13 protein-coding genes and 1 tRNA gene are annotated in these 15,895 nt (G+C 65.7%); all 14 read right to left on the bottom strand.

The annotated features are described in order from the left end of the window. The coding region (locus AC52W5_RS04505) for a GTP-binding protein (protein WP_155914192.1) at positions 1 to 118 on the bottom strand (118 nt) is incomplete at its 3' end. 87 nt (positions 119 to 205) lie between these two features. Beyond that, entirely contained in the window at positions 206 to 2,296 is a 2,091-nt protein-coding gene (gene fusA, locus AC52W5_RS04500; RefSeq protein WP_495670126.1) for an elongation factor G, read from the bottom strand. A gap of 23 nt (positions 2,297 to 2,319) precedes the next feature. Further along, the gene (gene rpsG, locus AC52W5_RS04495) at positions 2,320 to 2,787 is read right to left on the bottom strand and encodes a 30S ribosomal protein S7 (protein WP_495670125.1); all 468 of its coding nucleotides are present in this window, start codon (positions 2,785 to 2,787) and stop codon (positions 2,320 to 2,322) included. A gap of 18 nt (positions 2,788 to 2,805) precedes the next feature. After that, the gene (gene rpsL, locus AC52W5_RS04490; protein ID WP_495670124.1) at positions 2,806 to 3,180 is read right to left on the bottom strand and encodes a 30S ribosomal protein S12; all 375 of its coding nucleotides are present in this window, start codon (positions 3,178 to 3,180) and stop codon (positions 2,806 to 2,808) included. Between the two features lie 159 nt (positions 3,181 to 3,339). After that, positions 3,340 to 7,554, bottom strand: a complete 4,215-nt coding sequence (gene rpoC / locus AC52W5_RS04485; RefSeq protein WP_495670123.1) for a DNA-directed RNA polymerase subunit beta' — start codon at positions 7,552 to 7,554, stop codon at positions 3,340 to 3,342. A gap of 26 nt (positions 7,555 to 7,580) precedes the next feature. Next, positions 7,581 to 11,738 (bottom strand): DNA-directed RNA polymerase subunit beta, encoded by a 4,158-nt coding sequence (gene rpoB / locus AC52W5_RS04480; protein ID WP_495670122.1) that lies wholly within the window; start codon positions 11,736 to 11,738, stop codon positions 7,581 to 7,583. 244 nt (positions 11,739 to 11,982) lie between these two features. Then, positions 11,983 to 12,360 carry a 50S ribosomal protein L7/L12 gene (gene rplL / locus AC52W5_RS04475; RefSeq protein ID WP_495670121.1) on the bottom strand — a complete coding sequence of 126 codons (378 nt, stop codon included), beginning with the start codon at positions 12,358 to 12,360 and terminating at the stop codon, positions 11,983 to 11,985. A 60-nt stretch (positions 12,361 to 12,420) separates the two neighbouring features. Further along, complete coding sequence (rplJ, locus tag AC52W5_RS04470) at positions 12,421 to 12,945, bottom strand: 50S ribosomal protein L10 (RefSeq protein ID WP_495670120.1); 525 nt, start codon at positions 12,943 to 12,945, stop codon at positions 12,421 to 12,423. A gap of 322 nt (positions 12,946 to 13,267) precedes the next feature. Continuing rightward, positions 13,268 to 13,966 carry a 50S ribosomal protein L1 gene (gene rplA, locus AC52W5_RS04465; protein ID WP_495670119.1) on the bottom strand — a complete coding sequence of 233 codons (699 nt, stop codon included), beginning with the start codon at positions 13,964 to 13,966 and terminating at the stop codon, positions 13,268 to 13,270. 4 nt (positions 13,967 to 13,970) lie between these two features. Beyond that, on the bottom strand, positions 13,971 to 14,399 hold the full coding sequence (gene rplK, locus AC52W5_RS04460) for a 50S ribosomal protein L11 (protein WP_495670118.1): 429 nt from the start codon (positions 14,397 to 14,399) through the stop codon (positions 13,971 to 13,973). Between the two features lie 173 nt (positions 14,400 to 14,572). Next, positions 14,573 to 15,133: a transcription termination/antitermination protein NusG gene (gene nusG, locus AC52W5_RS04455; protein ID WP_495670117.1), complete on the bottom strand. Its 561-nt coding sequence runs from the start codon at positions 15,131 to 15,133 to the stop codon at positions 14,573 to 14,575. A 10-nt stretch (positions 15,134 to 15,143) separates the two neighbouring features. Further along, positions 15,144 to 15,533: a preprotein translocase subunit SecE gene (secE, locus tag AC52W5_RS04450; protein ID WP_495670116.1), complete on the bottom strand. Its 390-nt coding sequence runs from the start codon at positions 15,531 to 15,533 to the stop codon at positions 15,144 to 15,146. A gap of 12 nt (positions 15,534 to 15,545) precedes the next feature. Beyond that, a tRNA-Trp gene (locus tag AC52W5_RS04445) sits at positions 15,546 to 15,621 on the bottom strand. A gap of 153 nt (positions 15,622 to 15,774) precedes the next feature. Next, a partial coding sequence (locus AC52W5_RS04440; RefSeq protein ID WP_495670127.1) for an EF-Tu C-terminal domain-related protein occupies positions 15,775 to 15,895 on the bottom strand: 121 nt, incomplete at its 5' end.

The raw sequence follows: 15,895 nt of genomic DNA, 5'->3' as shown, positions 1-15,895 counted from the left end.
AACGCTCCGCGCCCACCTTCGTCAGCGCCGCCGTCAGCGTCGTCTTACCGTGGTCAACGTGACCGATCGTGCCCACGTTCACGTGCGGCTTCGTCCGCTCGAATTTACCCTTGGCCATGGCTTTGCAACCTCAGAACAGATGTGAAAAAGTGCGGCCTCCGACGGCCGATTCTTTGGATCGACGCGATCGCAACGACCGCGTCGATCAGCTCTTCTTGATCACCGCTTCGGCGATGCTGTTGGGCGCCTCGGCGTAGTGATCGAATTCCATCGTGAACGTGGCGCGCCCCTGCGTCTGCGAGCGCAGACTGGTCGCGTAGCCGAACATCTCGCCGAGCGGGACCATCGCATTGATGACCTTGCCCGACGGCGTGTCGTCGGATCCCTGCAGGATGCCGCGACGACGGCTCAGATCGCCCATCACGTCGCCCATGTAGTCCTCGGGCGTCACGACCTCGACCTTCATGATCGGCTCGAGCAGGACCGGATCGGCCTTCGAGAAGCCTTCCTTGAACGCCATCGAGCCGGCGATCTTGAATGCCATCTCATTGGAGTCGACCTCGTGGTACGAGCCGTCGATCAGCTTGACCTTGAGGTCGACCACCGGGAAGCCGGCCAGCGGACCGCCGGTGATCGCCTCGCGGATGCCCTTGTCGACCGCCGGCACGTATTCCTTCGGAACCGAACCGCCGACGGTGAGGTTCTCGAACGCGTAGCCGGCGCCGCGCTGCTGCGGCTCCATCTCGATTATGACGTGACCGTACTGGCCCTTGCCGCCGGACTGCCGGACGAACTTGCCTTCCTGCTTGACGGCCTTGCGGATCGCCTCGCGATAGGCCACCTGCGGCTTGCCGACGTTGGCCTCGACGTTGAACTCGCGCTTCATGCGGTCGACGATGATCTCGAGGTGCAGCTCGCCCATGCCGGCGATGATCGTCTGGCCGGACTCCTCGTCGGTGCGCACGCGGAACGACGGATCTTCCTGCGCGAGACGGCCGAGCGCAATGCCCATCTTTTCCTGGTCGGACTTGGTCCTGGGCTCCACCGCCATCGCGATGACCGGCTCCGGGAAGACCATCCGCTCGAGCGTGATGACCTTGTCCTGCGCGCACAACGTGTCGCCGGTCGTGACGTCCTTGAGACCGACCGCGGCGGCGATATCGCCGGCGCGCACTTCCTTGAGCTCGTGGCGTTCGTTGGCGTGCATCTGCAGGATGCGGCCGATGCGCTCCTTCTTGGACTTGACCGGATTGAACACGGTATCGCCCGAGGCGAGCACGCCCGAATAAACGCGGAAGAACGTCAGCGAACCGACGAACGGATCGGTCATGATCTTGAACGCCAGCGCCGAGAACGGCTCGGTGTCGCCGGCGCCGCGGCTGTCTTCCTTTTCGTCCTCGTCGACGCCCTTGACCGGCGGACGATCGGACGGTGCGGGCAGGTAGCGCACGACCGCGTCGAGCATTGCCTGCACGCCCTTGTTCTTGAACGCGGTACCGCAGAAGACCGGGATGATCGACGTGGAGAGCGTACCGGCGCGGATGCCGGCGTGGATCTCGTCCTCGCTCAGGCCACCCTCTTCCAGGTACTTGTTCATCAGCTCTTCCGAGGTCTCGGCGGCCGATTCGACGAGGTAGGCGTGGGCCTTCTCGCAGATCTCCATGAGGCCTGCGGGAATCTCGCGATACTCGAACTTCATGCCCTGGGACTCGCCGTCCCAGTAGATGGCCTTCATCTTGACGAGGTCGATCACGCCCTCGAAGTTGTCCTCGGCACCGATCGGCACCTGCATCGGTACCGGATTGGCACCGAGGCGCGCCTTGAGCTGGCCGACGACCTTGTCGAAGTCGGCGCCGGTGCGGTCCATCTTGTTGACGAACGCCAGACGCGGCACGCCGTACTTGTTGGCCTGGCGCCAGACCGTCTCGGACTGCGGCTGCACGCCGCCGACCGCGCACAGCACGAACACCGCACCATCGAGCACGCGCAGCGACCGCTCGACTTCGATCGTGAAGTCGACGTGCCCGGGCGTGTCGATGATGTTGAAGCGGTACTGCGGGAACGAGTGGTCCATGCCCTGCCAGAAGCAGGTGGTGGCCGCCGACGTGATCGTGATACCGCGCTCCTGCTCCTGCTCCATCCAGTCCATCGTCGCGGCACCCTCGTGCACCTCGCCAATCTTGTGATTGACGCCGGTGTAATACAGGATGCGCTCGGTGGTGGTGGTCTTGCCGGCATCGATGTGCGCCATGATGCCGAAGTTGCGGTAGCGCTCGATGGGGGTCGTACGAGCCACAGGACTTCCTCGGAAACTCTTACTTACCAGCGATAGTGCGAGAACGCCTTGTTGGCTTCCGCCATGCGATGGGTTTCCTCGCGCTTCTTGACCGCGCCGCCGCGGCTCTCGGCCGCTTCGAGCAGCTCGGCAGCGAGCTTGCGCGGCATCGAGTTCTCGCCGCGCTTGCGCGCCGCCTCGATGACCCAGCGCATCGCCAGCGCCATGCGGCGCGCCGAACGCACTTCGACCGGCACCTGGTAGGTCGCGCCGCCGACGCGGCGGGACTTGACCTCGACCGCCGGAGCGACGTTGCCCAGGGCCTTCTCGACGACGCCGACCGGCTCGGCGTGCTTCTCGCCGATGTGGTCGAGCGCACCGTAGACGATCTTCTCGGCCACGGACTTCTTGCCGCTCTTCATCACCATGTTGATGAAGCGCGCGATGACGTCGCTGCCGTGCTTGGGATCGGGCAGCGTGGCCCGGACCGGAGTAGAACCTTTACGCGACATGATTCTGACCTAGTGGTATCAGGATTTCGGGCGCTTGGCGCCGTACTTGGAACGGCTCTGGCGACGCTTGGTCACGCCAGCGGCGTCGAGCGAGCCACGCACGGTGTGGTAGCGCACGCCCGGCAGGTCCTTGACGCGACCGCCGCGGATCAGCACCACCGAGTGCTCCTGCAGATTGTGGCCTTCGCCACCGATGTAGCTGATCACTTCTTCCTGGTTGGTCAGGCGGACCTTGGCTACCTTGCGCAGCGCGGAGTTCGGCTTCTTCGGCGTCGTCGTGTAGACGCGCGTGCAGACGCCGCGGCGCTGGGGGCAATTATCGAGCGCCGGCGAGGCACTCTTGTAGTCCTTCGGACGCCGTGATTTGCGCAGGAGCTGGTTGATTGTCGCCATGCGTATGAGCCCTAAGAAACAAAAGACAGGCCGAGGCCGGCCTGTCAAGACGAAAGAGTATAGCTTGCGGATTGCAAAAGCTCAAGACTTCTGCTTGCGTCCTGCGACGAACACGAGGCGCCTCCGGCGCCTCTTTTCGTTTGTCTGGGACGGCGCCGATCAGGCGCCGTCACCGTCTTCCGCGACCGCCTCGGCCACCGAGCTGGAGCTGCTCGTCCCGCCGAGGGTTTCCAGATCGGAATCGGTCAGCCCGCCTGCCCGCCCGCGACGCTGCGAGTGGTAAGCCAGACCAGTTCCGGCCGGAATCAAGCGGCCGACGATAACATTCTCCTTCAGGCCCCGCAAGGTGTCGCGGGTGCCGCGGACGGCCGCCTCGGTCAGCACACGGGTGGTCTCCTGGAACGAGGCCGCCGAGATGAACGACTCGGTCGCCAGCGAGGCCTTCGTGATGCCGAGCAGGACCGGCATGTACTCGGCCGGCAGCTCGTCGCGCGCGGCCGCGCGGGTGTTCTCCTCCTGCACGCGCGCGCGGTCCATCTGCTCGCCGCGCAGGAAGCGGGTGCCGCCCGGCTCGGTGATCTCGACCTTGCGCAGCATCTGGCGAATGATCGACTCGATGTGCTTGTCGTTGATCTTCACGCCCTGCAGCCGGTAGACGTCCTGGATCTCCTTGACCAGGTAGGCCGCCAGCGGCTCGACGCCGAGCAGACGCAGGATGTCGTGCGGATTGGGCTCGCCGTCGACGACGGTCTCGCCCTTCTCGACGTGCTCGCCCTCGAACACGATCACGTGGCGCCACTTCGGGATCAGCTCCTCGTGCTCGTTGCCGTCGGAGTCCTTGATGATCAGACGCTGCTTGCCCTTGGTGTCCTTGCCGAAGCTGATCACGCCCGAGCGCTCGGCCAGGATCGCCGGCTCCTTGGGCTTGCGCGCCTCGAACAGGTCGGCCACGCGCGGCAGACCGCCGGTGATGTCGCGGGTCTTGGAGGTTTCCTGCGGGATACGCGCGACGACGTCGCCGACGCCGACCTCCGCACCGTTCTGCAGCGAGACGATCGCACCGGCCGGCAGGTAGTACTGCGCCGGCACGTCCGAGCCCGGAAGCTTCAGATGGTTACCCTTCTTGTCTTCCAGACGCACGATCGGACGCAGGTCCTTGGCGGCCGTACCGCGCCGCTTCGGATCGGTGATGACGGCGCTGGCCAGACCGGTCAGCTCGTCGACCTGCTCCTGGATCGTGACGCCGTCGATGAAGTCGATGAAGCGGATCACGCCGGCCACTTCCGAGACGATCGGATGGGTATGCGGATCCCACTTGGCGACGGTCTGGCCGGCCTTGGTCGGCGCGCCGTCCTTGAGGTCGATGACCGCACCGTACGGCACCTTGTAGCGCTCGCGCTCGCGGCCGTGCGCGTCCATGACCGACAGTTCACCCGAGCGCGAGACCGCGACCAGGTGGCCGGCCGCGTGCTGCACGGTCTTCAAGTTGTTGAACTTGATCGTGCCGGTGGTCTTGACCTGGACGTTGTCGATCGCGGCGGCACGCGAAGCGGCACCACCGATGTGGAACGTACGCATCGTCAGCTGCGTGCCGGGCTCGCCGATCGACTGCGCGGCGATCACGCCGACCGCCTCGCCGTGGTTGACCAGGTGGCCGCGGGCCAGGTCGCGCCCGTAGCACATCGCGCAGACGCCGAAACGCGCGTCGCAGGTGATCGGCGAGCGGACCAGCACCGACTGCACGCCGGCCTGCTCCAGACGCTGCACCAGCGTCTCGTCGAGCAGCGTGCCGCGCGTCAGGATCGGATCCTCGTCGTTACCGGGCGCGAAGACGTCCTCGGCCGCGGTGCGGCCGAGCACGCGGTCGCGCAGCGGCTCGACGACGTCGCCGCCTTCGACGATCGGCGTCATGGTCAGCCCGTTGGGCGTACCGCAATCGGGCTCGGTGACGACCACGTCCTGGGCGACGTCGACCAGACGACGCGTCAGGTAGCCCGAGTTGGCGGTCTTGAGCGCCGTGTCGGCCAGACCCTTGCGCGCGCCGTGCGTGGAGTTGAAGTACTGCAGCACGTCCAGGCCTTCGCGGAAGTTCGCGGTGATCGGCGTCTCGATGATCGAGCCGTCCGGTCGCGCCATCAGGCCGCGCATGCCGGCCAGCTGACGGATCTGCGCCGCCGAACCACGCGCGCCGGAGTCGGCCATGATGTAGAGCGAGTTCATCGACTTCTGGTCGACCACCTCGCCTTCCTTGTTCTTGACCTTGTCGGTACCGACGCCGCGCATCATCGCCGCTGCCACGCGCTCGTTGGTGCGCGACCAGATGTCGATGACCTTGTTGTAGCGCTCGCCCGCGGTGACCAGGCCGGACTGGTACTGCTCCTGGATCTCGGTGACTTCCTTCTCGGCCTCCTCGAGGATGCCCTTCTTCTCGGCCGGGATCTTCATGTCGTCGATGCCGATCGAGATGCCGGCACGCGTCGCGTAATGGAAGCCCGTGTACATCAGCTTGTCGGCGAAGACGACCGTGTCCTTGAGGCCCAGGCGCCGGTAGCACGAGTTGATCAGGCGCGAGATCGCCTTCTTGGTCAGCTCGACGTTGGCCAGCGAGAACGGCAGGCCTTCCGGCAGGATCTCGGCCAGCAGCGCGCGGCCGATCGTCGTTTCGACCAGGGCGGTCTTCTCGCTGCGGTTGCCTTCGTCGTCGATCTCGACCTGGCGCAGGCGGACCTTGATCTTGGCGTGCAGCTCGACGACGCGGTTCTCGTAGGCGCGGTGGACCTCGGCGATGTTCGCGAAGACCATGCCCTCGCCCCTCGCGTTGGTCAGCTCGCGCGTCATGTAGTACAGGCCGAGCACGACGTCCTGCGTCGGCACGATGATCGGCTCGCCGTTCGCCGGCGACAGGATGTTGTTCGACGACAGCATCAGCGCGCGCGCCTCCAGCTGCGCCTCGAGCGACAGCGGCACGTGCACGGCCATCTGGTCGCCGTCGAAGTCGGCGTTGAACGCGGTACAGACCAGCGGATGCAGCTGGATCGCCTTGCCTTCGATCAGCACCGGCTCGAACGCCTGGATGCCCAGACGATGCAGGGTCGGCGCGCGGTTGAGCAGGACCGGATGCTCGCGGATCACCTCCTCGAGGATGTCCCACACGTCGGCGCTCTCGCGCTCGACCAACTTCTTGGCGGCCTTGATCGTCGTCGCCATGCCGCGACGCTGCAGCTTCGAGAAGATGAACGGCTTGAACAGCTCCAGCGCCATCTTCTTCGGCAGGCCGCACTGGTGCAGCTTCAGCGTCGGACCGACCACGATGACCGAACGGCCCGAGTAGTCCACGCGCTTGCCGAGCAGGTTCTGGCGGAACCGGCCCTGCTTGCCCTTGATCATGTCGGCCAGCGACTTCAGCGGACGCTTGTTGGTGCCGGTGATCGCACGGCCGCGGCGACCGTTGTCCATCAGCGCGTCGACCGACTCCTGCAGCATGCGCTTCTCGTTGCGCACGATGATGTCCGGCGCATTGAGCTCGAGCAGGCGCTTGAGGCGGTTGTTGCGGTTGATGACGCGACGGTACAGGTCGTTGAGGTCGGACGTGGCGAAACGGCCGCCGTCCAGCGGCACCAGCGGACGCAGGTCCGGCGGCAGCACCGGCAGCACCGTCAGCACCATGAACTCCGGACGGTTGCCCGACTCGTGGAACGCCTCGACCAGCTTGATGCGCTTGGTCAGCCGCTTGAGCTTGGTCTCGGAGTTGGTCGAGGCGATCTCCTCGCGCAGCTTGATCATCTCCTGCTGCAGGTCGATCGTCTTGAGCAGCTCGTAGACGGCCTCGGCGCCCATGCGCGCGTCGAACTCGTCGCCGTGCTCCTCGACCGCTTGCAGGTACTGCTCCTCGTTGAGGAGCTGCGCGCGCTGCAGCGGCGTGAGGCCCGGATCGATGACGACGTAGGCTTCGAAGTACAGGATGCGCTCGATGTCGCGCAGCGTCATGTCGAGCATCAGACCGATGCGCGAGGGCAGCGACTTCAGGAACCAGATGTGGGCGACCGGCGAGGCCAGCTCGATGTGGCCCATGCGCTCGCGGCGCACCTTGGCCAGCGTGACCTCGGTGCCGCACTTCTCGCAGACCACGCCGCGGTGCTTCATGCGCTTGTACTTGCCGCACAGGCACTCGTAGTCCTTGATCGGACCGAAGATCGCCGCGCAGAACAGGCCGTCACGCTCCGGCTTGAACGTGCGGTAGTTGATCGTCTCGGGCTTCTTCACCTCGCCGAACGACCACGAACGGATCAGGTCAGGCGAGGCGAGCGCGATCTTGATCGAGTCGAAGTCGAGCGTCTGGCGCTGCTGGTTGAACAGGTTGAGCAAGTCTTTCATGGTTCAGTCTCCAAAGCCCGGGGCGCTCACTTCTTCGTCTCTTCCAGTTCCATGTCGATCGCCAGCGAGCGGATCTCCTTGACCAGCACGTTGAACGATTCGGGCATGCCGGCGGCCATCTCGTGGTCGCCGTCGACGATGCTCTTGTACATCTGGTTGCGGCCGGACACGTCGTCGGACTTGACCGTCAGCATCTCCTGCAGCGTGTAGGCGGCGCCGTAGGCTTCCAGCGCCCAGACTTCCATCTCACCGAAGCGCTGACCGCCGAACTGGGCCTTGCCGCCGAGCGGCTGCTGGGTCACCAGCGAGTACGGACCGGTCGAGCGGGCGTGCATCTTGTCGTCGACGAGGTGGTTGAGCTTGAGCATGTGCATGTAGCCGACCGTGACCGGGCGATCGAACGCCTCGCCGGTGCGACCGTCGATCAGGACGGTCTGGCCCGACTCGGGCAGATCGGCCAGGCGCAGCATCGCCTTGATCTCCGCTTCGCTGGCGCCGTCGAACACCGGCGTCGCCATCGGCACGCCGCTGCGCAGATTGCGCGCGAGCTCGAGGATCTCCTCGTCGCTGAGCGACTTGAGATTGACGCGCTGGCCGAAGTCGTCCTTGTCGTGGTTGTAGATCTGGTCGAGGAACTTGCGCACCTCGGCCGCCTTGGCGTTGACCTCGACCATCTGGCCGATCTTCTCGCCGAGCCCGCGTGCCGCCCAGCCGAGGTGGACTTCCAGGATCTGGCCGATGTTCATACGCGACGGCACGCCGAGCGGATTGAGCACGATGTCGACCGGGCGGCCGTTCGCGTCGAACGGCATGTCCTCGACCGGCACGATCATCGACACGACACCCTTGTTGCCGTGGCGGCCGGCCATCTTGTCGCCCGGCTGGATGCGGCGCTTCACGGCCAGGTAGACCTTGACCATCTTCAGCACGCCCGGGGCGAGATCGTCGCCGGTCGTGATCTTGGCCTGCTTCTCCTTGAAGCGGGTGTCGAACTCCTCGCGGTGGCGCTTGATCTGCTCCTGCGCCTTCTCGAGGAAGTCGGCCGCGTCCTCGTCCTTCATGCGGATCGCGAACCACTCTTCCTTCTTGAGGCCGTCGAGGTAGTCGTCGGTGATCTCGGCGCCCTTCTTGAGCGCGCCCGGACCGCCGTTGGCGACCTTGCCGAGGATGACCGTGCGCAGACGGCTGAAGATCGCGCCTTCGAGGATCCGGAACTGATCGTCGAAGTCCTTCTTGATGCGCTTGATCTCCATCTCTTCGATCTGGCGCGCTCGCTTGTCCTTCTCGATGCCGTCACGCGTGAACACGGTGACGTCGATCACCGTGCCGTCCATGCCCGGCGGCACGCGCAGCGAGCTGTCCTTCACGTCGGACGCCTTCTCGCCGAAGATCGCGCGCAGCAGCTTCTCTTCCGGCGTCAGCTGGCTCTCGCCCTTCGGCGTGACCTTGCCGACCAGGATGTCGCCGGCATTGACCTCGGCGCCGATGTAGACGACGCCCGAGTCGTCCAGGCGTGCCAGCGCCTGCTCGCCGACGTTCGGGATGTCGGCGGAGATCTCCTCCGGTCCCAGCTTGGTGTCGCGCGCGACACAGGTCAGTTCCTCGATGTGGATCGTCGTGTAGCGGTCCTCCTGGACCACACGCTCGGAGATCAGGATCGAGTCCTCGAAGTTGTAGCCGTTCCACGGCATGAACGCGACCAGCATGTTCTGGCCGAGCGCGAGCTCGCCCATGTCGGTCGAGGAGCCGTCGGCCAGCACGTCGCCCCTGGCGACCACATCGCCGACCTTGACCAGCGGACGCTGGTTGAGGTTGGTGTTCTGGTTCGAGCGCGTGTACTTGGTCAGCGTGTAGATGTCGACGCCGGCGTCGTTGTCGCCGATCTCCTCCTCGTTGACGCGCACGACGATGCGGCCCGCGTCGATCTGGTCGATCACGCCGCCGCGGCGCGCGGCCGTGGTCACGCCCGAGTCGCGCGCGACCGCGCGCTCGATGCCGGTACCGACCAGCGGCGTCTGCGCGCGCAGCGTCGGCACGGCCTGGCGCTGCATGTTCGCGCCCATCAGCGCGCGGTTGGCGTCGTCGTGCTCGAGGAACGGAATCAGCGCCGCCGCGACCGAGACGGTCTGCATCGGCGAGACGTCCATGTACTGGATCTCGCCGGGGCCGCGCAGCTCGGACTCGCCGCGCGAACGGCAGGCCACGAAGTCTTCCTGGAAGCTGCCGTCCTCGTTGAGCGGCGCGTTCGCCTGCGCGATCACGTACTCGCCCTCGTCGATCGCCGACAGGAACTCGACCTCACGCGTGATCTTGCCGTCCACGACCTTGCGGTACGGCGTCTCGAGGAAGCCGTAGTTGTTGGTGCGCGCGTAGACCGCGAGCGAGTTGATCAGACCGATGTTCGGACCTTCCGGCGTCTCGATCGTGCAGACGCGGCCGTAATGGGTCGGATGCACGTCGCGCACCTCGAAGCCGGCGCGCTCGCGGGTCAGACCGCCCGGACCCAGCGCCGAGACGCGGCGCTTGTGGGTGACTTCCGACAGCGGGTTGTTCTGGTCCATGAACTGCGACAGCTGCGAGGAGCCGAAGAACTCCTTGATCGCGGCCGCGACCGGCTTGGCGTTGATCAGCTCCTGCGGCGTCAGGCCTTCGGACTCGGCCAGCGACAGGCGCTCCTTGACCGCGCGCTCGACGCGCACCAGGCCGATGCGGAACACGTTCTCGGCCATCTCGCCGACCGAACGCACGCGACGGTTGCCCAGATGGTCGATATCGTCGACCGTGCCGCGGCCGTTGCGGATCTCGATCAGCACCTTGAGCACGTCGAGGATGTCCGAGCTCGCGCCGAACTCCTTGTGCAGGCCCTTGGAGATCTCGTCGTTGCGCTCGCCGAAGTACTTGCCGTCGTAGAGGATGCCCGGGCCGATGTCTTCCTTGCGGCCGACGCGGCGGTTGAACTTCATGCGGCCGACGCGATCGAGGTCGTAGCGCTCGGCCGAGAAGAACAGGTTCTGGAACAGGTTCTGGGCAGCTTCCTTGGTCGGCGGCTCGCCCGGACGCATCATGCGGTAGATCTCGACCAGCGCCTCGAGCGGCGTGCGCGTCGAATCGATGCGCAGCGTCTGCGAGATGTACGGACCGCGGTCCAGGTCGTTGACCCACAGCGTGGCGATCTTCTCGACGCCGGCCTTGCGGAACGTCTCCAGGTGCGCGTCGTTGATCTCCTCGTTGGCGGCCGCCAGCAGCTCGCCGGTCTTGGCGTCGGCGACGTCGTGCGCGAGGATGCGGCCGAGCAGGTACTCGTCCGGCACTTCCAGCGTCTTGATCTGCGCGCTCTCGAGGCGGCGCACGTGGCGCGCCGTGATGCGCTTGCCGGCTTCGACGATGACCTCGTCGCCGACGCGCAGGTCGAAGTTCAGCGTCTCGCCGCGCAGGCGCTCGGCGACGAGCTCGAGCTCGGCGCTGTCCTTCTTGCCGAGCGTGAACTCGTTCTTCTCGAAGAAGATGTCGAGGATTTCCTCGTTGTTGTAGCCGAGCGCGCGCAGCAGCACCGTGACCGGCAGCTTGCGGCGGCGGTCGATGCGCGTGAACAGCGCGTCCTTCGGGTCGAACTCGAAGTCCAGCCACGAGCCGCGATAGGGAATCACGCGGGCGCTGTAGAGCAGCTTGCCCGAGGAGTGCGTCTTGCCGCGGTCGTGGTCGAAGAACACGCCGGGGCTGCGGTGCAGCTGCGAGACGATGACGCGCTCGGTGCCGTTGACGATGAAGGTGCCGGTGTCGGTCATGAGCGGCAGTTCGCCCATGTAGACCTCCTGCTCCTTGACGTACTTGATCGCCTTGTTCGACGACTCGCGGTCGTAGATGACCAGGCGCACGGTCACGCGCAGCGGCGCGCCGTAGGACATGCCGCGCGAGCGGCACTCGCGCTCGTCGAACGGCGGCTCGCCCAGGCGGTAGCTGACGTACTCGAGCGCGGCGCTGCCCGAATAGCTCGAGATCGGGAACACCGAGCGAAGGGCGGCGTGGAGGCCCTTGTCCTCGCGCTTGGCCGGCGCGACGTCGGCCTGCAGGAACTCCAGATAGGAGTCGACCTGGATGGCCAACAGGAACGGGACGTCCAGCACCGGCGGACGCTTGCCGAAGTCCTTGCGGATTCGCTTCTTTTCGGTGAACGAGTAGGTCATGATCGGGTACCGCCTCGGGTCGGGATTGCATGTCGACGCGGACCGCGCCGACGAAGGAGAAACGGGAGGGAACTGGTGACTGGCGGCTCCTGCTCCGGCCGGAATCGGTCAGATGCCCGCAGGCATCGCCGGTTCCGCCGGCAGTCGCCAATCACCAAGCCCCGGCGCTGCAACGGACAAAGCCCGGGGGCTCTCGCCCCCAGGCTTCGGGTATCGCCAGCCGAGACCAGCGACGCAACGTCGATTACTTGATCTCGACGGTTGCGCCGGCGGCTTCGAGGTCCTTCTTGAACTTCTCGGACTCGTCCTTGCTGACGGCATCCTTGACGACGGCCGGAGCCGACTCGACCAGGTCCTTGGCTTCCTTGAGGCCCAGACCGGTGATCGCACGGACGACCTTGATGACTTCGACCTTCTTCTCGCCAGCGGACTTCAGCGAGACGGTGAACTCGGTCTTCTCCTCGACCGGGGCGGCAGCGCCGGCGGCCGGGGCGGCCGCGACGGCCACCGGGGCCGCGGCGGAGACGCCGAACTTCTCTTCCATCGCCTTGACCAGCTCCATCACTTCGACGAGGGTCTTGCCGGCGATCGCTTCGATGATCTGCTCGTTGCTGAGGGACATGAACTTGCTCCTGAAACGGTTCTAACTGAATGGAAAGGTGTGACGAATTGGCGTATGCGCTCAGGCAGACTTCTGCTGGCCGACCGCGTTGATCGCGCGGGCCACCTGCGAAGCCGGCTCGGCCAGGACGCGCACGAGCATCGTGGCGGGCTGGACGAGAACGCTGAGCAGCATGCTGAGCGCCTGATCGCGGGTCGGCAGCGAGGCCAGCACGTCGACGTGCGTCCCCGGATATGCCTTGCCGCCGATGGCGACCAGCTTCGGCTGCAACTTGTCGTTGGCCTTGGCGAATTCCTTGATCAGACGTCCGGCTGCACCGGGATCTTCGGTCGAGAAGGCGTACAGCAGCGGACCGGTGAGCGTGTCCTTGACACACGCATAGTCCGTGCCGTCCACGGCGCGCGATACCAGGGTGTTTTTCGCCACCCGCAGATATACGCCGCCCTGACGAGCCTTCTTGCGCAGCTCGGTGAGCTGCGAGACGGTAAGACCGATGTACTCGGACGCGACCAGGGAATGCGCCTTGGAAGCGACATCCGCCAGTTCGGCAACGACCTCTTTCTTTTGCGCAAGATTGAGCGCCATTGTTGTCTCCGAACCGGGCTCCGGTACGCTCCTGCGCGCCGGCTCCCAAACGGTCACGGGCTGCGTTCCTTTGCAGACCGTCGGCGCTTTCGCGCCCTTCGGTGGCCGTTCCAGGTAAACCTGTTCGGGCTGCACCATCTACGCAGGCTTGACGTTTAAGACGTCGACGAGCGGATCACCGGCGCATCCATCGCCTTCCGGCCTCCCTGCTGCCGGTGATCGCGTGCCGTCTCGGCCGCCTGCGGTCTTTGACGGCTCCCTTGCGGGAGGCCCTCAAAAATTGGAGTCCGCTCGTGCGAGAAGCGGACGTTTGAAATCGGGATCAGGCCGAGAGCGTGGACGGATCGACGCTGACGCCGACGCCCATCGTGCTCGACACCGACACCTTCTGCAGATACACGCCCTTCGCGGTCGACGGCTTGGCCTTGACCAGGTCGGCCAGCAGCGCGTTCAGGTTGTCCTTGAGCGCGTCGACCTCGAAGGTGGCCTTGCCGATCGTCGCGTGGATGATGCCGGCCTTGTCGTTGCGGAACTTGACCTGGCCGGCCTTGGCGTTCTTGACCGCCGTGGCGACGTCCGCAGTGACCGAGCCGTCCTTCGGGTTCGGCATCAGGCCGCGCGGGCCGAGCAGCTGACCGAGCTTGCCGACGACGCGCATCGCGTCCGGGGTCGCGATGACGCGGCCGTAGTCGAGATCGCCGGCCTGCATCTTCTCGGCGAGGTCTTCCATGCCGACCGCATCGGCGCCGGCCGCCTTGGCGGCCTCGGCCTTCTCGCCGGCCGGCACGAACACGGCGACCTTGACGGTCTTGCCGGTGCCGTGCGGCAGCAGCGACGAGCCGCGCACGCCCTGGTCGGACTTCTTCGCGTCGATGCCGAGACGGACCGACACGTCGACCGACTCGACGAACTTCGCCTTGGCGCCGTCCTTGACCAGCTTGAGGGCGTCCTCGATGCCGTAGGCCTTGCCCGCCACGACCTTCTCGCTCAGAGCCTTGTAGCGCTTACCGATCTTCGCCATGTCTTCAGCCCTCCACCGTCAGACCCATGCTGCGGGCGCTGCCCGCAATCGTACGAACCGCCGCGTCGATGCTGGCCGCGGTCAGATCGGGTTCCTTCGCCTTGGCGATTTCCTCGAGCTGCTTGCGCGTGACCTTGCCGACCTTGACGGTGTTCGGGGTCTTGGAACCGGACTGGATGCCGACCGCCTTCTTCAGCAGGATCGTGGCCGGCGGCGTCTTCGTGATGAACGTGAACGTGCGGTCCGAGTAGGCCGTGATCACGACCGGAATCGGCAGACCCGGCTCGAGCTTCTGCGTGGCGGCATTGAACGCCTTGCAGAACTCCATGATGTTGAGGCCGCGCTGGCCGAGCGCCGGACCGACCGGCGGCGACGGGTTGGCCTGACCGGCCTTGACCTGCAGCTTGATGTAACCGACGACTTTCTTTGCCATTGCTCTCTCCGGGTGCTAGCGCCTGATGGTCAGGCTCCCCATCGGACCGGGAAATCACGTGTCCCGGCATCACGTAGGTATTTCTGATCGGGCGATACGCCGACGGCCGCCCGATGGCGGCCGAGGTCCCGACCCGCCATCGAAACGGCGAGCCGGCAAGTGTAGCAGAGATTTCAGGCCTTTTCGACCTGACCGAATTCGAGCTCGACCGGCGTCGAGCGGCCGAAGATCAGCACCGCCACGCGCAGGCGGCTCTTCTCGTAGTTGACTTCCTCGACGACGCCGTTGAAGTCGTTGAACGGCCCGTCGGTGACCCGGACCATTTCGCCCGGCTCGAACAGCACCTTCGGCTTGGGCTTGTCGACGCCTTCCTGCACGCGGCGCAGGATCACGTCCGCCTCGCTGTCACGGATCGGCAGGGGCCGGTCGGCGGTGCCGCCGATGAAGCCGAGCACCTTCGGCGTCTCCTTGACCAGATGCCAGGCCTCGTCGTCGATCTTCAGGGCCTTGCCCTGGTCGTCGGTCTCGATCTGGACCAGCACGTAGCCGGGGAAGAACTTGCGCTCGCTGCGGCGCTTTTGGCCGCCGCGCATCTCGATGACTTCTTCGGTGGGCACCAGCACCTCGCCGAAGCTCGCCTCCATGCCGGCGCGCGCGATGCGATCCTTCAGGGACCGCTCGACCTGATGCTCGAAACCGGAATAGGCGTGAACCACGTACCAGCGCTTGGACATCTCGCCCTCCTTAGTGGCCCAGCTTGAGCAGCCAGTCCAGCACGATCCACTTGAGGACCAGATCCATCAGGCCCAGCACGAGACTGAGAATGATGACGACCACGATGATGACGCCGGTGGTCTTGAGCGTTTCCTCGCGCGTCGGCCAGACGACCTTGCGCAGCTCGAACTGCGACTCGCTGAGAAACTCGCGTGCCGAACGTCCGGCGCGTGTGATCGCCGCCAGCCCGAGCGCCAGCGCCAGCGCGCCGATCAGCAGCCCGAGACGCGGCAGCGTGCCGAGAGTGCCCGCGTAGTAGTAGTAGCCGACGATGCCGGCCAGCGCCAGCACCACCGCCACGGTCAACTTGGCGATCTCGAGGGCGCCGCCGCCAGCTTCTTGTTCGACTTTAGCGTTCATGTTCTCGGGTGATGGCACGCCAGGAGGGACTCGAACCCCCAACCTGCGGTTTTGGAGACCGCTGCTCTGCCAATTGAGCTACTGGCGTATGGGTGTACTCGTGCGGCCGTCCATGACCGCGAAGAACGAACCGGCCGTCCTGGCCGGACTTTCCAGCGAACAGCACCCGACCCCGGAAAACGAGTCGGGGTCCGGCGTGCCGAACCCCTCCTCTCCGATCGCCTGTGCCGAACGAGCGATCTTACTCGAAGATCTTCGCGACGACGCCGGCGCCGACGGTGCGGCCGCCTTCGCGGATCGCGAAGCGCAGGCCCTCGTCCATCGCGATCGGCGCGATCAGCGTCACCACCATCTTGATGTTG

This window comes from Nitrosospira sp. CT (assembly GCF_059489795.1).
The sequence above is the reverse complement of the archived record's forward strand: the minus strand, read 5'-3'. Positions and strand labels throughout refer to the sequence as shown.